This window comes from Micromonospora sp. WMMD734 (assembly GCF_049178975.1).
Classification (GTDB): domain Bacteria; phylum Actinomycetota; class Actinomycetes; order Mycobacteriales; family Micromonosporaceae; genus Micromonospora; species Micromonospora wenchangensis.
Genome location: NZ_JBMHMK010000001.1, coordinates 5493718 through 5510440 on the forward strand (window position 1 = coordinate 5493718; position 16723 = coordinate 5510440).

The 16723-nt window shown below is 74.1% G+C and carries 17 protein-coding genes and 3 tRNA genes; 14 read left to right on the forward strand and 6 right to left on the reverse strand.

Going from position 1 to position 16723, the window contains the following annotated elements:
• Positions 1-115: 115 nt before the first annotated feature.
• The 3 genes from ACN267_RS23665 (at position 116) to ACN267_RS23675 (ending at position 2395) form a co-directional block, all read left to right on the forward strand.
• Positions 116-586, forward strand: a complete 471-nt coding sequence (locus tag ACN267_RS23665; protein WP_307821229.1) for a TadE/TadG family type IV pilus assembly protein — start codon at positions 116-118, stop codon at positions 584-586.
• Positions 583-1014: a hypothetical protein gene (locus ACN267_RS23670; protein ID WP_204958554.1), complete on the forward strand. Its 432-nt coding sequence runs from the start codon at positions 583-585 to the stop codon at positions 1012-1014. Before ACN267_RS23665 ends, ACN267_RS23670 begins: the two co-directional genes overlap by 4 nt.
• A 76-nt stretch (positions 1015-1090) precedes the next feature.
• On the forward strand, positions 1091-2395 hold the full coding sequence (locus ACN267_RS23675; RefSeq protein WP_421489683.1) for a LysM peptidoglycan-binding domain-containing protein: 1305 nt from the start codon (positions 1091-1093) through the stop codon (positions 2393-2395).
• A gap of 214 nt (positions 2396-2609) precedes the next feature.
• Here the strand turns inward: ACN267_RS23675 and ACN267_RS23680 are convergent, their stop codons facing one another.
• Complete coding sequence (locus ACN267_RS23680; RefSeq protein WP_421489684.1) at positions 2610-3449, reverse strand: Rieske 2Fe-2S domain-containing protein; 840 nt, start codon at positions 3447-3449, stop codon at positions 2610-2612.
• Positions 3450-3721: 272 nt separating this feature from the next.
• On the opposite strand from ACN267_RS23680, the gene ACN267_RS23685 reads away from it, so the two are divergent.
• Positions 3722-4477: a crotonase/enoyl-CoA hydratase family protein gene (locus ACN267_RS23685; protein ID WP_421489685.1), complete on the forward strand. Its 756-nt coding sequence runs from the start codon at positions 3722-3724 to the stop codon at positions 4475-4477.
• A gap of 134 nt (positions 4478-4611) precedes the next feature.
• Here the strand turns inward: ACN267_RS23685 and ACN267_RS23690 are convergent, their stop codons facing one another.
• The 3 genes from ACN267_RS23690 to ACN267_RS23700 all read right to left on the reverse strand — a co-directional run bounded on the left by ACN267_RS23690 (position 4612) and on the right by ACN267_RS23700 (position 8464).
• Positions 4612-6096 (reverse strand): dihydrolipoyl dehydrogenase family protein, encoded by a 1485-nt coding sequence (locus ACN267_RS23690; RefSeq protein ID WP_421489686.1) that lies wholly within the window; start codon positions 6094-6096, stop codon positions 4612-4614.
• A gap of 137 nt (positions 6097-6233) precedes the next feature.
• Positions 6234-7556 carry a cryptochrome/photolyase family protein gene (locus ACN267_RS23695; RefSeq protein ID WP_281901367.1) on the reverse strand — a complete coding sequence of 441 codons (1323 nt, stop codon included), beginning with the start codon at positions 7554-7556 and terminating at the stop codon, positions 6234-6236.
• Positions 7553-8464, reverse strand: coding sequence for a phytoene/squalene synthase family protein (locus ACN267_RS23700; protein WP_281901369.1), 912 nt, complete (start codon positions 8462-8464; stop codon positions 7553-7555). The genes ACN267_RS23695 and ACN267_RS23700 overlap by 4 nt, the downstream gene beginning before the upstream one ends.
• Positions 8465-8528: 64 nt before the next feature.
• Here ACN267_RS23700 and ACN267_RS23705 point away from each other — a divergent pair, with 64 nt between their 5' ends.
• The 9 genes from ACN267_RS23705 to ACN267_RS23745 all read left to right on the forward strand — a co-directional run bounded on the left by ACN267_RS23705 (position 8529) and on the right by ACN267_RS23745 (position 14861).
• A complete protein-coding gene (locus tag ACN267_RS23705; RefSeq protein ID WP_204958546.1) occupies positions 8529-9683 on the forward strand; it encodes a polyprenyl synthetase family protein in 1155 nt (384 codons plus the stop codon).
• Positions 9684-9711: 28 nt separating this feature from the next.
• Positions 9712-11193, forward strand: coding sequence for a phytoene desaturase family protein (gene crtI, locus ACN267_RS23710; RefSeq protein WP_421489687.1), 1482 nt, complete (start codon positions 9712-9714; stop codon positions 11191-11193).
• A 4-nt stretch (positions 11194-11197) separates the two neighbouring features.
• Positions 11198-11833, forward strand: coding sequence for an isopentenyl-diphosphate Delta-isomerase (gene idi / locus ACN267_RS23715; RefSeq protein ID WP_421489688.1), 636 nt, complete (start codon positions 11198-11200; stop codon positions 11831-11833).
• Entirely contained in the window at positions 11823-12776 is a 954-nt protein-coding gene (locus tag ACN267_RS23720; RefSeq protein ID WP_204958543.1) for a MerR family transcriptional regulator, read from the forward strand. The genes idi and ACN267_RS23720 overlap by 11 nt, the downstream gene beginning before the upstream one ends.
• A gap of 62 nt (positions 12777-12838) precedes the next feature.
• Complete coding sequence (locus ACN267_RS23725) at positions 12839-13624, forward strand: polysaccharide deacetylase family protein (RefSeq protein ID WP_204958542.1); 786 nt, start codon at positions 12839-12841, stop codon at positions 13622-13624.
• Positions 13625-13767: 143 nt separating this feature from the next.
• Positions 13768-13840: transfer RNA gene (locus ACN267_RS23730), tRNA-Glu, on the forward strand.
• Positions 13841-13871: 31 nt separating this feature from the next.
• Positions 13872-13948: transfer RNA gene (locus tag ACN267_RS23735), tRNA-Asp, on the forward strand.
• A gap of 102 nt (positions 13949-14050) precedes the next feature.
• Positions 14051-14124 (forward strand) — tRNA-Phe (locus ACN267_RS23740).
• Between the two features lie 212 nt (positions 14125-14336).
• Positions 14337-14861: an SRPBCC family protein gene (locus ACN267_RS23745; RefSeq protein ID WP_204958541.1), complete on the forward strand. Its 525-nt coding sequence runs from the start codon at positions 14337-14339 to the stop codon at positions 14859-14861.
• A gap of 52 nt (positions 14862-14913) precedes the next feature.
• On the opposite strand, the gene ACN267_RS23750 is transcribed toward ACN267_RS23745, so the two are convergent.
• The gene (locus ACN267_RS23750; RefSeq protein ID WP_421489689.1) at positions 14914-15630 is read right to left on the reverse strand and encodes a DUF2786 domain-containing protein; all 717 of its coding nucleotides are present in this window, start codon (positions 15628-15630) and stop codon (positions 14914-14916) included.
• Positions 15631-15756: 126 nt separating this feature from the next.
• On the opposite strand from ACN267_RS23750, the gene ACN267_RS23755 reads away from it, so the two are divergent.
• Positions 15757-16170 carry a hypothetical protein gene (locus ACN267_RS23755; protein ID WP_281901377.1) on the forward strand — a complete coding sequence of 138 codons (414 nt, stop codon included), beginning with the start codon at positions 15757-15759 and terminating at the stop codon, positions 16168-16170.
• Between the two features lie 51 nt (positions 16171-16221).
• On the opposite strand, the gene ACN267_RS23760 is transcribed toward ACN267_RS23755, so the two are convergent.
• Positions 16222-16611 (reverse strand): hypothetical protein, encoded by a 390-nt coding sequence (locus ACN267_RS23760; RefSeq protein ID WP_281901378.1) that lies wholly within the window; start codon positions 16609-16611, stop codon positions 16222-16224.
• Positions 16612-16723: the final 112 nt, after the last annotated feature.

Here is a 16723-nt window from a genome sequence, read left to right on the forward strand (position 1 = left end):
CCGACCCGCCCGACGGCGGGTCCGGGGCGACCGGGCCGTCGTCCCCGCCCCGCGACCCGGCTACCCCGACGGGATGGTCGGGCGGCCCGCCGGGCGTCACCGGGACGACGTGTCGGTGGACCGGGCGGCGGGGCGTACCCGGGGATCGGTGTCGGTGGAGGTGGCGGTGCTGGCCCCGGCCTTCCTGGCGCTGCTGATGCTGGCCGGGGTGGCCGGCCGGGTCGCGGTGGCCGACGAGGCGGTGGAGGCGGCGGCGCACGACGCCGCGCGGGCCGCCTCGATCGCCCGCGACGCCGGCACGGCGGAGAGCGCCGCCCGGTCGGCCGCCCGCCGTCAGCTCGACTGGCGGGGCCTCAACTGCGCCAGCGCACCCCAGGTCACGGTCTGGGGTTCCACCCGCAACTCCGACCACACGTCGCTGAGCACGGCGTTCCGGCAGCAACTCGGCGAACCGGTGAGCATCTGGGTCCGGGTGAGCTGCACGGTCTCCTTCGCCGGGATGCGCTTCCCCGGCCTGCCGATGGGCGACAAGCGGGTCGAGGCCACCTTCGGCTCCCCACTGGACCGTTACCGGAGCCGGCAATGACCGCCCGCCCCACCGGTGACGAGGGCCGGATCAGCCTGTTCCTGGCCGTCACCATGATCGGCGTGCTGGCGATCATCGGTGTCGCGTACGACGGCGCGGGCCAACTGCGTACCCTGCAACGCGCCGACGACCTGGCCGCCGAGGCGGCCCGCAGCGGCGGCCAGGTGATCGACCGGGCCGCCGCCATCGAAGGCCGGCCCAAGGTGATCGACGAGCCGGGTGCCCGCGCGGCCGTCGCGCAATACCTGCGGGGCAACTCCGACGTGACCGGCCAGCAGGTCAGCTTCCCGGTGGTCGCCGGCGAGAAGCAGATCAGGGTACGCGTCACCGTCGTCTACCGCCGGCACCTGCTCGGTCTGATCGGCATGGACCGCACCGTCACCGTCGCCGGCGAGGCGACCGCCCGCACCCTCACCGACCGACCATGAACCCGCTGGCCCGGCGGACCCGTCGGCCCACGCACCCGGTGCCCCCGCACCGGCAGACCGTAGGAAGGAGGGCAGCATGACCACACCGCGTGGCTCCACCGCCCGACGTACCGGCCAGTTGCTCACCGGCTTCGGATCACTGGTGGTCCTGATGGCGTTGCTGGTCGGCGCACCGGTGGCGCTGCTCGCCTTCGCCGGCAACCCGCTGCCCGACCACCTGCCCACCCTCACCGAGGTCGGCACCGTACTGACCAGCCGGGACGACGGGCAGCTCTTCATCCGGGCGCTCGCGCTGGTCGGCTGGTTCGGCTGGGCGACGTTCACCTTCTCGGTACTGGTGGAGATCGGTGCCCAGCTGACCCGCCGGCAGACGCCCCGGCTGCCCGGTATGCGCCGGCAGCAGCGGGCGGCGGCGGCCCTGCTGGGCTCGGTCGCGCTGATCATCGCGGCCAGCCCGGCGGCGAGCGCGGCGGTGACCCTGACCCAGCCGATGCCGGCCGCCGCCGGCACCGGGGTGGCGACGACGCTGGACACCTCCCGTACCGGCCTGGGCGCCGCCCCGAGCGCCGGCATCGGTGCCAGCGCCGGTGTCGCCCACGGCGCGGTACCCGGTTCCGGCCTCGGTCCTGTCCCCGGTGCCGAGAAGCCGGCGGCGAAGCCGGTGTACCGGGTGGCCCGGGGCGACTACCTGGGTGAGGTCGCCGAACGTTACCTGGACGACTTCGACCGCTATCCCGAGGTGGCCCGGCTCAACGACCTGCGCGACGCCGACCGGATCCGGCCGGGTCAGCTCATCAAGCTCCCCACCGAGGCCGACGACACGGGTGCCCGTCGGCACGCCAGCGGCCACCTGGTCCCGAACACGCCCCGCAAGCCGTCCCCGCGCCCGCCCGCCACCACCCCCGGTGGCCAGGCCGACCCGCAGCACCAGGGTGCGCCTTCCACCCCGGGCAAGCCGACCGGGCCCGCCGCCTCGAAGCCGACCGGTCCGGCCACCCCGAAGCCGGGGAAGATCGGGCCGGCCACCCCACGGACGGCCACCCCGCAGACCGCCCAGCCCCCGGCCGAACGGCCGGTCGGCGTGCCACCGGCGATGGCCGCCGGGGCGTCCCGGGCCACCCCGGCCGACGCGATCAACAGGCCGCTGGCCGTGTCGGCGGTACTGGCCGTGGCGAGCATCGTCGGCGCGCAGATCGGTGCGGTGCTCGGCCTGCGTCGCCGCCCCGTCCGGGTGACCGCCGGCCGCACCTCGGCCGCCCGGATCGCCGCCGCCCGGATGTCCACCAGCCGCACCACCACCGGTCGTACCCCGGGCCGTTCGATGGGCAGCCGCGCCTCCGCCGCCCGAGACCTGGTAACCGGCCGCCACCGCCGCGACTGACCCGATTCCCCTCCGCACCCCCACTCGCCCCACCCCGGGCCGCCCCGACCAGCTCGCCCCGGCGAGCGCCGACCCGACCAGCTCGCCCCGGCGATCAAGAGGTTTGCGTCAAGTGATCAAGAGGTTTGCGTCAAGTTGGAGATCAACTTTGACGCAAACCTCTTGATCAACGCTGAGGGTGGGTGGGTGGGGTGGGGCGAGGGGGGTGGGGGGGTTAGGGGAGGCGGGTTTGGAGGGTGCCGTTGACCACGCGGGTGGGGAGGATCTGCTGGTCGGTGGCGGAGGGGCCGTGGACGACCTCGCCGCCGTTGAGCCGGAACGCCGAGCCGTGCCAGGGGCAGACCACACAGGCGTGCCCGTCGATCTCCTGCACCTCGCCCTCGCCGAGCGGGCCGCTCTGGTGCGGGCAGCGCTCCAGCATGACGGTGACCTCGTCGCCGTGCCGGTAGAGGATCACCGAGACGTCGTCCACCTCACGGGTCACGAGCTTGCGCTGCGGCAGCCCGGCCAGGTCGGCCACCGGCCGCCACCCGTCGCCCATCCGGTGCAGCTCGGAGACGCTCTGGCTGACCTGTGCCCCCTGCTTGTACGCCAGGTGCCCGCCGAGGTACGCCCCGGCGCTCGCCGCCCCCAGCCCCAGGTAGGCCAGGGCCCGCCCGACGCCGTGCCGGCCGGTCAACCGGGCCGCGAGGGAGCCGGCGTAGAGGGTCAGGCCGACGGTGTTGGCGGCGGCGTGGACCAGCCCCACCCGACGCTGGTCCCGGGAGAGTTCCGCCCAGTCGTTGAGCCCGGCCACGGCGGCAGGAACCGCGCTCACAGTGCCCAGCGCGACCAGCGTGGTGGCCGCCCGACGCTGCCCGGGGAGCAGGTCGACCACCGCGGCGCTGATCCAGGCGCCCACCGGCACCTGCACCATCGCCGGGTGCAGCGGATGGCCCAGGAAGACGCCGTGCAGCAGGTCGCGTACCCGCTGCGGGCGCAGGGTCGCCTGGACGGCACGCTGCAACCGGTCGCCGGTACGGTCCAGCGCGGTGGCCTGTTCGAGTTTCGTCATCAACGCTCGCACCCCGTCCGACTTCCCGCCTGACCGGGTCGCAAACCGGGCGACTGGCACCAATCCGGGTTCCCGCCCCGATCGACTCGACAGCGCCCAGGCGACACCATCGACCCCGCAACATCCCGCCACCGGCGTCGCGCATGCGTCGTTTCGGCCCAGAAGATCCACTCAACGGAGTCCCGACAGCGGCATCAGCGCCCCGGGACACCGCAACATCGCCCCACCAGCGCCACGACCCACGGGCGCGGCGCGTGCGGGATGCTGGAGGGATGGCGGTGCATGTTGTCCGGGACGGGGCGGTGACCACGGTGATCCTCGACCGGGCGGCGTCCCGCAACGCCGTCGACGGGCCGACCGCGCGGGCGCTCGCCGACGCGTTCCGCGCGTTCGAGGCCGACCCGGACGCCCGGGTCGCGGTGCTCTGGGGCGCGGGCGGCACGTTCTGCTCGGGCGCCGACCTCAAGGCCATCGGCACGCCGAGCGGCAACCGGGTCGAGCCCGACGGCGACGGCCCGATGGGTCCGACCCGGATGGCACTGTCCAAGCCGGTCATCGCGGCGATCTCCGGGTACGCGGTGGCCGGCGGCCTGGAGCTGGCGCTCTGGTGCGATCTGCGGGTCGCCGAGTCGGACGCGGTGTTCGGGGTGTTCTGCCGACGCTGGGGGGTGCCGCTGATCGATGGCGGCACCGTACGGCTGCCCCGGCTGATCGGCCGGAGCCGGGCGATGGACCTGATCCTCACCGGCCGTCCGGTGCCCGCCGACGAGGCGTACGCGATGGGGTTGGTGAACCGGGTGGTCGCGCCGGGTGAGGCACGGACGGCGGCCGAACGGCTGGCCGCCGAGATCGCCGGGCATCCGCAGACCTGCCTGCGCAACGACCGGGCGTCGGTGCTGGCCGGGGAGGGCCGGCCCGAACCGGAGGCGCTCGCCATCGAGCTCGCCTACGGGATGGACTCGCTCGCGTCCGACGCGCCGGCCGGCGCGGCCCGCTTCGCCGCCGGTGCCGGCCGCCACGGCGAGTGAGTCGGCCCGCCCCCGGCCACCGCGCGATCAGGGGCCACGCAGCGGTCCCGGCCGGGCGTACCGCCGGGCGGGGGCACCGGATGCGGGCGGGCCGGCCGGCGCGGCGGTGAGCCGGGCCGGCCGGTGCGCCGGGTTCAGCTCAGATCGTCCAGGGCGCTCTGGATGGCCCGGTGGAACGTCGGGTACGCGTAGATCATGTGCCGGAGCTGGCTGACCGGTACGGCCGCGTGCACCGCCACCACCAGCGCCGAGAGCACCTCGCCGCCGGCGGGGCCGACCGAGGTCGCCCCGATCAGCACCCCCTGGTCGGCGTCGGCGATCACCTTGATGAAGCCGCCCGGCTCGCTCTTGTGGATCCAGCCCCGGGTGGACGACGACAGCTCGGTGAACCCGACCTGCACGTTGATGCCCCGCTCGCGGGCCTGCCGCTCGGTGAGCCCGACCGCGCCCACCTCGGGGTCGGTGAAGGTGACCCGGGGCAGTGCCCGGTAGTCGGCGCGGGGCACGGTGCCGGCTGCGCCGCTCGGGCCGGCCGCGCCCATCGAACCCCCGACGGCGCTGGCCGCGCCCATGGCGCCACCGACCACGCTGGCGGTGCCGCTGGCGTCGGGGCCGGCCTCGGCCCGCCGGACCCGGTCGAGCACGTCGGCGACCACGATCGACGCCTGGTACATAGCGATGTGGGTGAACGCGCCCTCGCCCGTCACGTCGCCGACCGCCCAGATCCCGTCGGTGACGTGCATCCGGTCGTCAACCGGCAGGTAACGCTGCCCGGCGTCGATCCCGACGGTGTCCAGCCCCAGTTCGTCCAGGTGGGCCCGGCGGCCGGTGACCACCAGCAGTTTCTCGGCGCTGAACGACCGGTCACCGGCGTGCACGGTGAACGTGTCGCCGTCGTGCTCGACCCGGTCGGCCCGGACCTCGGTGGCGATCTCCACCCCGTCGGCGCGCAGCGCGGCGGCGGCCACCTCGGACGATTCCGGTTCCTCCAGGGCGAGGATCCGACCGGACGCCTCCAGCACCGTCACCGCGACCCCGAACCGGGCGAAGACCTGCGCCAGTTCCGCCCCGATCGCCCCACCGCCGAGGACCAGCAGGCTCGCCGGCAGTTCCGCCACCTCGATCGCCTGGTGGTTCGTCCAGTACGGCGTGCCGGCCAGCCCGTCGATCGGCGCGATCGAGGGGCGGGTGCCGGTGCCGAGGACGATGCCGTGCCGGGCCTGGAACACCTGGTCGCCGACCCGGACCCGGCCGGGGCCGTCAAGTCGGCCGCTGCCGCGCAGGAACCGGCCGCCCTTGCCGGTGAACCGGTCCACCGCGGCCCGGTCGTTCCAGGTGTCGGTGGCCTCCTCCCGGATGCGCTTCGCCACCGGGGCCCAGTCGGCGCGGACCTGCGCCGACCCGGCCAGCCCGTCGACCCGGCGGGCCTCGGCCAGGGCGTTCGCCGCCCGGATCATCATCTTGCTGGGGACGCAGCCCCAGTACGGGCACTCCCCGCCGACCAGGTCCCGTTCGACGCCGACGACGCTGAGGCCGGCCTCGGCGAGTCGCCCGGCCACCTCCTCGCCGCCCACGCCGAGCCCGACCACGACCACGTCCACCAGTTCCGGCTCTGCCATCCCGCCAGCATTCCGCACCGCCCCGCCCCCGGCCACCGGTCCACCCCGGAATTCCCGCCCCGGTGCGCCGACCGCCCCGGGCCGGCGCAGCCGACGACGGCCGGCGGGACCGGACCGGGCAGCGGAGCCGGCCCGGATCAGCGCAGCCAGACCGGGTCGGCGCCGGGCACCTCCAGCGGCGGCGGGTAGTCGATGGTGCGGCGTACCTCGGGGGGCAGCCGCCACGGCTGGTGCACGGCCTTGCCGGCGACCGTCGCCAGCTCCGGCACCCAGCGGCGCACGTACCCGCCGTCGGGGTCGTAGCGTTCGGCCTGGCGGACGGGGTTGAGGCCCCGGTAGGGGCGGCTGTCGTTGCCGGTGCCGGCCACCCACTGCCAGTTGCCTGAGTTGTCGGGCACGTCGCCGTCGAGCAGCCAGCGGGAGAAGACCGCGAGGCCGGGCCGCCAGTCGAGGCCGAGCACCTTGGTCAGGTAGCCGGCGGTGATCAGCCGGGCCCGGTTGTGCATCCAGCCCTCGGCGTGCAGTTGGCGCATCCCGGCGTCGACGATCGGCATGCCGGTGCGGCCGTCGGCCCAGGCGTCCAGCGCCGCCGCGTCGTACCGCCACTGCTCGGTGGCCCCGCGCCGGTACGCCTTGACCGCGATCTCCGGGAAGGCGGCGGTGACCTGGTGGTAGAAGTCCCGCCAGCAGAGCTGCCTGACGAACGGGTGCCCCCGGTCGTCGGCCCGGTTCGCCACCGTCAGCGGGGACAGACAGCCGAACCGCAGGTACGGGCTGAGTCGGGAGGTCTCGTCGGCGGCCAGGTCGTCGTGGATGTCGTCGTACCGGGGAAGGGTGGGTAACCACCTGGTGAGCCGGCGTCGCCCGACGGACTCGCCGCCGACCGCGGCGTCCGGCGACTCGCCCTTCGGTGCCGCCGGGAGCCGACCGACGGCGATCCCGTCCGGCAGCGTGACCCGCCGGGGCGCGGCCAGCTCCTCCCGCCACCGCGCCCCCGACCAGACCCGGTGGTACGGGGTGAACACCCGGTAGTGGTCGCCGCCGCCGGGCCGCAGCTCCCCCGGTTCGACGACGGTGACGCCGGGGAACAACCGCAGGAACAGCCGGTGCCTGTCGCATTCGGCGCGCAGCCGGCGTTCCCGACGGCGGGCGTAGCGGCTGACGTCGGCGGAGAGGCCGATCCCTTCGGCGTCGACCTCGCGGGCGAGCCGGATCGTCTCGGCCACCGGGTCGCCCCGGCGGATCACCAGGTCGCCGCCGAGCCCGCGCAGGGTGTCCCGCAGTTCGGCGAGGCACTGGTGCAGGAACCGGTTGCGGTTGGGCGAGTGGCCGGCCAGGGCCGGGTCGAGGACGTACAGCGGCACCACCCGGTCGAAGGCGGCGCAGGCCGTCGCCAGTGCCGGGTGGTCGTGCACCCGCAGGTCGCGGGTGAACAGCACGACCGCCGTACGGCCGCTCACGACACCGCCGGGCCGGGCACCACGACCGGGGTGCCGGTACGGGTGAGCAGCGCCTTCGCGGCCACCGCCAGCCGTCGCCGCTGGGGCACCACGGCCCGCTGGACGAACACGTCGTAGTCCTGGGCGGCGACCTCGTCGAGGATGCCGCCGTAGAGGGCGTAGGCGGTGCGCATGCACGCCTGGGAGGCGGGGGCGAGCAGGGTGATGCCCGGTGCGGCGGCGGCGTAGTGGGCCTGGGCGCGGGTGACCTCGTACTCGACGAGGTCGCGGATCCGGTCGGTGCTGCGGCCGGCGGCCCGCGCGGCGAGCAGGTCCTCGCGGGTGACGTTGAACTTGGCCAGGTCCTCGTCGGGCAGGTAGGTGCGGCCCCGGTCGAGGTCCTCGGCGACGTCCCGGATGAAGTTGGTGAGCTGGAAGGCGAACCCGAGCTGCCGGGCCGGTTCCCGGGCGGCGGCCGGGTCGGAGCTGCCGAGGATGGGCAGCATCATGGTCCCGATGACCGCGGCCGACCCTTCCATGTAGTCGAGCAGGTCGTCGTAGGTCGGGTACGACATGACGGTCAGGTCCATCGCCATGCTGCGCAGGAACGACGCGAAGTCGGCGCGGTCCAGGTCGAACACGGCGATGGTGTGCAGCACCGCCGGCAGCAGCGGGTCGTCGACCGGTTCGCCGTGCAGGCCGGCGACGAAACGGGCACCCCAGGCGTCCAGCCGGGCGGCGCGTTCGGCGGGCGGCAGGTCCTCGGTGCGGTCGACGATCTCGTCGGCGTAGCGGGTGAATCCGTACAGGGCGTGCACGTGCCGCCGTTTCCAAGCGGGCAGCAGCCGGGTGGCGAGATAGTAGGTGCGGCCGTGGTGTCGGTGCAGCTCCTGGGAGCGGGCATAGGCAGCGGTGAGATCGGTGTCCACCGGGCCTCCTCGGATTCGACGCAGCAATCGACGCAACTCGTAACCCTAGGGTACGCTCCCCCACATGGCCAACGACGCAGTTGCGGGTAATGCGCTCCGCGTCGCACCGGCACAGCCGGAAGCGACGGACGATCCGGTCCGCGGCGTACTGGCCGCTTACGCCCGCGACCTGGTCAACAGCGTCGACGACACGCTGTCGGCGTTCCTCGCCCGTGAGGTCGACGCGCTGACCGAGATCGACGCAGCGATGGGCGGTTTCGCCGCGACGGCACGTGACTGCGTGCTGGCCGGCGGCAAGCGGGTCCGCCCGACCTTCGCCTACTGGGGCTGGCGGGGGGTGGTGGGCAGTGACGAGCCGCTGCCCGCCGTGCTGCCCGCGCTCGCCGCACTGGAACTCCTGCACACCTTCGCTCTGGTGCACGACGACGTGATGGACGCCTCCGACACCCGGCGCGGCCTGCCCACCGCCCACCGGGCCGCCGCCGAGCGGCACGTCACCGCCGGCCACACCGGCGACCCGCACCGGTTCGGCGAGTCGGTCGCCGTCCTCATCGGCGACCTCTGCCTGGTCTGGGCCGACCGGCTGCTCGCCCACGCCACCGTGCCGCCGTCCCGGCTCATGGAGGTGCGGCGCTGCTACGACCAGATGCGGGTCGAGACCATCGCCGGGCAGTACCTCGACGTGCTCGGCGAGAACGACGCGGCGAACTGGTCGGTGGACCGGGCGCTGCGGGTGGCCCGCTACAAGACGGCCAGCTACACGGTGCAGCGTCCGCTGCTCTTCGGTGCCTGCCTGGCCGGCACCGACGCCGACACGCCGCTGATCGCCGCGTACACCCGGTACGGGCTGGCGGTCGGCGAGGCGTTCCAGCTCCGCGACGACCTGCTCGGCGTCTACGGCGACCCGGCCGCCACCGGCAAACCGGCCGGCGACGACCTGCGTACCGGCAAGCCGACCACGCTGCTGATGCTCGCCCGGCAACTCGCCACCGGCAGCCAGCGGCGGGCGTTGGAGCGGGCCGGCGGCGTCACCGGCGGCCGGGAGCTGGCCCGGCTGGCCGAACTCGTCGCCGACACCGGGGCGGTCGCCCGGGTGGAACTGATGATCTCCGACCGGGTCGCCGACGCGCTGGCCGCGCTGGAGACCGCGTCGATCGACGAGACCGCGCGCACCGCGCTGACCGGTCTCGCCACCGCCGCCACCACGCGGCGGGCATGATGGGCAACTTCGTGAAGGAGGTGGTCGCGTGCGGACCGTGACGGGGCGTACGGACCGGGTGGTGGTCGTGGGCGCGGGCCTGGGTGGGCTGGCGTGCGCGCTGCACCTGGCCGGCAGCGGCCGGCAGGTGACCGTGCTGGAACGCGAACCGGTGCCGGGCGGCCGGGCCGGGCGGCTCAGCGTCGACGGGTACGAGTTCGACACCGGCCCCACCGTGCTCACCATGCCCGACCTGATCGCCGAGGCGCTCGGCGCGGTCGGCGAGGAACTGCACGACTGGCTCGACCTGACCCCGCTGGACCCCGCCTACCGGGCCTACTACCCGGACGGTTCCACCCTGGACGTGATCACCGACACCGCCCGGATGGCGGCCGAGATCTCCCGGGTCTGCGGACCCCGCGAGGCCGACGGCTACCTGCGGTTCGTCGACTACGCCCGCAACCTGTGGAACTGGGAGCGGGCCGACTTCATCGACCGCAACCTGGACGCCCCGACCGACCTGCTCACCGGCAACCTGCTGAAGTTGCTGGCGAACGGGGCGTTCCGCCGCCTCCAGACCAAGATCAACCAGTTCTTCTCCGATCCCCGCACCCAGCGGATCTTCTCCTTCCAGGCGATGTACGCCGGGCTCGCGCCGCACGACGCGCTGGCCATCTACAGCGTCATCGCGTACCTCGACTCGGTGGCCGGGGTCTACTTCCCGCGCGGCGGCATCCACGCCGTCGCCAGGGGGATGGCCGGCGCGGCCGAGAAGCACGGCGTCCAGATCCGCTACGACACCACTGTCGCCCGGGTGGAGACCGCCAACGGCCGCGCCACCGGCGTGGTCACCGCCGACGGCGAACTGGTCCCGGCCGACGTGGTGGTGCTCAACCCGGACCTGCCGGTCGCCTACCGCGACCTGCTGCCCGGGGGTCGGCAGCGGAAGCTGACCTACTCGCCATCCTGCGTCGTCCTGCACGTCGGATCGACCCAGGGGTATGGGAAGATCGCTCATCACAACATCCATTTCGGACGGTCGTGGAAGGGCACCTTCGACGAGGTGATCGGGCGCGGCGAGCTGATGACCGACCCCTCGCTGCTGGTCACCAACCCGAGCCGGACCGACCCGTCGGTCGCCCCGGCCGGCCGGCACACCTACTACGTGCTGGCCCCGGTGCCCAACCTCGACCGGGCCCCGTTCGACTGGCGGGGTGACCTGAGCCGGCGCTACGCCGACCAGCTCGTCACCACCCTGGAGGAACGCGGGTACGTCGGGTTCGGCGCCGGCATCGAGGTGTTGCGTACGATCACCCCCGCCGAGTGGGAGGAGCAGGGAATGGCCGCCGGTACGCCGTTCGCCGCCGCGCACAGCCTCTTCCAGACCGGGCCGTTCCGCCCGTCCAACCTGCACCCCGGCCTGCCCAACGTCGTCTTCACCGGTTCCGGCACCCAGCCGGGCGTGGGCGTGCCGATGGTGCTGATCTCCGGCAAGCTGGCCGCCAACCGCATCACCGGCGCGGGTCGGTGACCAGGTGAAATCCCGGGAGGGCCACCTCGTCGAGTTGGTCGACGACACCGGTCAGGTGCTCGGTGAGGCCACCGTCGCCGCCGCCCACCAGGGGCCCGGCCAGCTGCACCGGGCCTTCTCGGTGCTGCTGGTCGACCCGGACGGCCGGGTGCTCCTGCAACGACGGGCCGAGGTGAAGACCCGGTTCCCGCTGCGCTGGGCCAACTCCTGCTGCGGGCACCCGCTGCCGGGCGAGTCCCTGGCCGAGGCGGCCAACCGCCGGCTCGCCGAGGAACTGGGCACCGGGCCGGTGTCGCTGACCGGGGTCGGTGTCTACCTCTACTACGCCGAGGACCCGGCCACCGGTCGGGTCGAGTTCGAGTACGACCACGTGCTCCGGGCCGACGTGCCCGTCGACCTGCCCCTCGCACCCGATCCGGACGAGGTGGCCGAGCTGCGCTGGGCTGACCCGACCCGGTTGCTGGCCGAGATCGACGCCGATCCGCGCGCGTACGCCCCCTGGCTCGGCGGGGTGGTGAGCCGGCTGCTCCACCCGGCTCCGGCCGGCCCCGACGCCCCCGCAGGCGGCCCCCGTGCCGCCTCCGCCACCCCGTCCGGCCACCGGGTGGACCACGCGTCGGAGCGGTCGGGTGGCCGATGAGCCGCTGAGCGCAGGGGCCGTGGCACGCCGCCTGGGTGTGGCGGTCACCACGCTGCGCACCTGGCACCAGCGCTACGGCCTCGGCCCCAGCCAGCACGTCCCGGGCCACCACCGGCGCTACACGCCTGCCGACCTGGCCCGCCTGGAGATCATGCGCAAGCTCACCGCCGAGGGGGTAACCCCGGCGGAGGCGGCCCGCTGGGCGAAACAGGGGCCGGTCGTCCCCGGCCCCGGGGTCACCTCCCGGCTACGGGCCGGCAACGGCCGGGACGGCGGCGGGCAGACCATCCCGGTCGGCCGGGCCGGACCGGCGGCCCGGGGACTGGCCCGCGCCGCCATGCGGCTGGACGCGGAAGTGATCAGCGACACGATCTCGCACGCCCTGGCCGCCGACGGGGTCGTCGCCACCTGGGAGGGGCTGCTCCGGCCGGTGCTGGCCGGCATCGGGGAACGGCACGTCGCCACCGCCGGCCTGATCGACGTGGAGCACCTGGTGTCCCGGTGCGTCTCCGAGGCGTTCGCGGCGGTCGCCCGGTCCGGCCGGGCCACCGGACCGGCCCGCATCCTGCTCTCCTGCGCCGACGAGGAGCAGCACACCCTGCCGCTGGAGGCGCTCGCCGCAGCGCTGGCCGAGGCGGGGGTGGCCTACCGGATGCTCGGTGCCCGGGTGCCGGCGGCGGCACTCGTCGAGGCGGTCAACCGGACCGGGCCGGCGGCGGTGGTGGTCTGGTCGCATACCCGGCCGACCGCCGATCCGGCGCAGTTGTCCGCACTGCTCGCGGTGCCCCGCCGGCCGCTGCTGGTGCTCGCCGCCGGGCCGGGCTGGCGGGCCGACACGCTGCCCGCCGGGGTGGTCCGCCCGGTCGACCTGGCCGAGGCGGTTTCGCTCGCGCTGGCCGTACGGGACTCGCTGGACCAGTCGACGGGGGCCGACCGGGCCTGACATATTTCGCTTTCGTGAACTACCGTCGGGGCCGTCCGCGTACCCCATCCCCCGGAGTGACGATGCGTTCACGCCCCGTTCTGGCGGTCGCCCTCGGCCTGCTCCTGCTGGTCGCCGGCTGCGGCGACCAGCACCGGAACGTCCGGCCGGCAGCGGCGCCCGCCCCGACCACCACCGCACCGGAGCCGGCCCACACCCCGTCCCCGAAGCCGTCGCCCACCAAGCCGAAGCCCCGGCTCCGGCCGAAGCCCAAGACGCTCCCCGCCGGGCTGCGCAAGGCGACCGGGGTACGCGCGGTGGCGTTGACCTTCGACGACGGCCCCGACCCGACCTGGACGCCCCGGGTGCTCAACCAGCTGCGGGCGAACAAGGTGAAGGCGACGTTCTGCGTGGTCGGCACCCAGGTGCGCAAGCACCCGGAGCTGGTGGCCCGGATCGTCCGGGAGGGGCACCAGCTCTGCAACCACAGCTGGCACCACGACGTCGACCTGGGCCGCCGGCCGGTCGCCGACATCCGGGCCGACCTGGTGCGCACCAACCAGGCCATCACCAAGGCGGTCCCGGGCGCGAAGGTGCCGTTCTACCGCCAGCCGGGTGGCCGGTGGACGCCGGAGGTGGTGCAGGTCGCCAAGGAACTCGGCATGCGGTCGCTGCACTGGACCGTCGACCCCCAGGACTGGGCGAAGCCCACGTCCGGGGTGATCTCCGGGCGGATCAGGAGTGCCTCCCGCCCCGGTGCGGTGGTGCTGATGCACGACGGCGGGGGCGACCGGAGCCGCACCCTGGGTGCCGTGCCGCAGGTCATCGGCGACCTCAAGCGCCGTTTCGGCATCGCTCCACCTCGCTGACCTGCTGCTTTGCCGGGCCGCACCCCGGCGGGCATACCGGTTTGGTCGACCGCCGGGGCATGGCATATGCTTCTCATGCCTCCGGCGGGGCCGGATGGGAGCAAGTCCGCTTGAAGTTGCGAGTGTGCAATGATGGCGGGGCCGCCCTCATCGTCTAGCGGCCCAGGACGCCGCCCTTTCAAGGCGGTAGCACGGGTTCGAATCCCGTTGGGGGCACGGTCCGGCTCAGCCGGAGGCAACAGAGCAAGGTCCTGTGGAGCAGTTGGAGTGCTCGCCGCCCTGTCAAGGCGGAGGTCGCGGGTTCAAGTCCCGTCAGGACCGCCAGCGCCGACGCCGCGTGTACCAGTGCGCGGCGTTCTGCGTATCGGGGCGAGGCACCCTGTCGGCGGATAACCCGCCCTCCGGGTACCATGTCCCGAAGCACCAGGCCAGGTAGCTCAGTTGGTACGAGCGTCCGACTGAAAATCGGAAGGTCGGCGGTTCGACCCCGCCCCTGGCCACATAGCCTTTCGCCGGGCTACAGAAAACGGTGACCTGCGGAAACGCGGTCACCGTTTTCGTGTATCCGGCCCTGCCCCGGCATCGACCACCGCAGCAGGCGACCCACCCCGGAAGATCCAGCACCCTCGTTGGGTCGCTGACTGCCCACTGACCGAAAAGAGCCGGTAAGGGGCGCTGCAGAGCGCACCCCCAGCCGGTATGGTCCGGGCCTATGGGGCAGGAGAACGTGAATCCGGAAGGCGTCCGTCAGGACGTCGACCGGTACTCGCTGCGCTCCACGCTCCTCGTCCCCGCCCCCGCCGAGCGGGCGTTCGCGGTCTTCACCGGCTCGTTGGCAGACTGGTGGGTCCGTGAGTACACCTGGTCGGGGCCGGCGGCCCTGGCCGAGCTGGGGATGGAACCCCGGGCCGGCGGCATGCTCTACGAGATCGGCCCGTACGGCTTCCGGGGCGACTGGGGACGGGTGCTCACCTGGGACCCGCCGCGGCGGCTCGTCTTCACCTGGCAGCTCGGCCCCGACCGGGTGCCGGTGCCCGATCCGGCGCGGGCCAGCGAGGTGGAGGTGCTGTTCCTGCCGGACGAGTCGGGGCGGACCCGCATCGAGCTGGAGCACCGCCACTTCGACAGGCACGGTGAGGCCGCCGAGGGCTACCGCGCGGCGTTGACCGCCGGCTGGCACGAGTTGCTCGGCCGCTACCTGGACACCCTCACCCGGGCCGTCCCCGACCCGCGCTGAGCGACGCCACGCGGCCGAGGTCCGCCGGCCCGACCCGGGAGAACCAGGCCGGTCAGCGGGGCGGGCCACCGAGGGGTGTCCGACCGGTCGGGCGGCCGACCGGATCGGGACCGCCGAGGTCGGCCCGGTGGCCGGCCGCCGCGCCCGCGCCGAACCCGGAGCCGGCGAGCCGGCGGGTCGGCGCGGTCCGTAGCCGGGGATAGACCTCGGCGACCCGGCGGGCCACCCGGTCCGAGCGGTCGGCCAGCACCAGCGCGACCGAGGGCGTGCCGCGTTCGGCCGCCGCACCCGCCTCGGCGGCCCGGAGCCGTTCGGCGACCACCCGGGCGAAGCCGGCCAGCCAGGAGCGGCGGAACGCGGCCGGGTGTTCGCCGGAGGGGACCACGGTGCCGGCGAGCCCGTGCGCGGCCTGCACCAGCAACGAGGTGAAGAGCAGGTCGACCCGTTCCAGGTCGCTGGCGAAGCCGAACAGGTGCAGCACGAACCCGCTGCCGTCGGGTCGGCGTACGCAGCGGCAGCGCAGCGGGTCGGCCACCGCGGCGAGCAGCCCGGCCTTGTCCCTGGCGTACGGGGCGACGACGTCGACCACCCGGTCGCCGACCGGGTCGGTGGTCGGGTCGCGGGCGGCCAGCAGGGCCCGGTCGACGCCGTACCGGGCGATCAACTCGGTGGCCTTGGCGGTGAACGCGGCCGACTCGGCGGGGGTGCAGGCCGGGTCCTCGGCCTGGGCCAGGAGCTTGCGCACCTTGCTGAGCATCGCCTCGGACATGCGTCACTGGTACCACAGAAGGTTCACCGGTCTGTCACAGCGGGATCGGAGATCGACAGATATCATCGCCACTCACCGCGCCCTGTCCACGACACAGGGTCCGTCCTCTTCCCTGGAGGCACCACCATGGCATCCCGGACCGCCCGCCTGACAGCGATCGTCGCCACCCTGCCCCTGCTCTGGTACGGCGCACCCGCGCACGCCGCGCCGGAGGCGAACCTCTTCGCGTCGGCCGCCACCTGCTACGGCGGGGCGGTCCGCTCGTACTTCCAGGTCGGCGGGTGGGGTGGAGACGCCGGGCCCTACAAGGCGAGCACCAGGTGCCAGGACGTCAACGTCAAGAACAGCAGCGAGTTCGGCACCGAGGCGTGCGTGGTCTTCATCGACAAGACCAGCAAGTGCAACTACCTCACCTACCTGCCGGCGAAGTCGGACTGGATCACCGTCGCCACCAACGTGCGCGACGGCGCGAACTTCAAGGTCCGCTTCTCCAACCTGCGCTACGAGTACGAGCCGCTGGTGGCGTACCACGCGTACTGAACCCTGCCGTCGGCCCTGCCGCCGTGGGGACGGGCGGTGGGGCCGGGCGGGTCAGCCGGCCCGGCTGCGCAGCGTCGCCACCGCCGAGCCGGCGAGGGTGAGCAGGCAGTCCGGCAGTTGCCCGTCGGCGACCGCCGCCCCGAACAGCGCCTCGCCGGTGTCGGCGTCGTGGTTGGCGTACGCGCTGACGAACCGGGCCACCCAGCGGGTGTCGTACCCTGCCTCGTCGATGCCGGGGAAGTCCAACGCGCAGCTGCCGGGCGGCGGCGGGTCACCGACCATCGTCGCGGCCAGGGTCCAGGCGACCGTGTACGCCCCGGCGAGCCCCGACCGGTCCACCACGGCGTCGAATGTGCCGACCACGGCGTCGCCGTCCCCGTTCAGCGCCGAATGGAGTACGGCGGTAGCGTCGGCGAGCGTCTGATCCGGTACGTCGGTCACCTGCGGCACAGTAGGACGCCAGGTCAAGCGGGCGGACCCCGGAAACGGTGACCACCTGCCGGCACAGCGTGACGGAGCGTGCGTTGCACTGTCGGGCCGGCGACGGGGGCCG

Bases quoted from the DNA above. Each gene is read 5' to 3' on its own strand.
- ACN267_RS23680 (WP_421489684.1), bottom strand. From the start codon at position 3,449: ATGACGAAACTCGAACAGGCCACCGCGCTGGACCGTACCGGCGACCGG.
- ACN267_RS23675 (WP_421489683.1), top strand. From the start codon at position 1,091: ATGACCACACCGCGTGGCTCCACCGCCCGACGTACCGGCCAGTTGCTC.
- ACN267_RS23690 (WP_421489686.1), bottom strand. From the start codon at position 6,096: ATGGCAGAGCCGGAACTGGTGGACGTGGTCGTGGTCGGGCTCGGCGTG.
- ACN267_RS23705 (WP_204958546.1), top strand. From the start codon at position 8,529: ATGGCCAACGACGCAGTTGCGGGTAATGCGCTCCGCGTCGCACCGGCA.
- ACN267_RS23750 (WP_421489689.1), bottom strand. From the start codon at position 15,630: ATGTCCGAGGCGATGCTCAGCAAGGTGCGCAAGCTCCTGGCCCAGGCC.
- ACN267_RS23670 (WP_204958554.1), top strand. From the start codon at position 583: ATGACCGCCCGCCCCACCGGTGACGAGGGCCGGATCAGCCTGTTCCTG.
- ACN267_RS23685 (WP_421489685.1), top strand. From the start codon at position 3,722: ATGGCGGTGCATGTTGTCCGGGACGGGGCGGTGACCACGGTGATCCTC.
- ACN267_RS23755 (WP_281901377.1), top strand. From the start codon at position 15,757: ATGGCATCCCGGACCGCCCGCCTGACAGCGATCGTCGCCACCCTGCCC.
- ACN267_RS23745 (WP_204958541.1), top strand. From the start codon at position 14,337: ATGGGGCAGGAGAACGTGAATCCGGAAGGCGTCCGTCAGGACGTCGAC.
- ACN267_RS23725 (WP_204958542.1), top strand. From the start codon at position 12,839: ATGCGTTCACGCCCCGTTCTGGCGGTCGCCCTCGGCCTGCTCCTGCTG.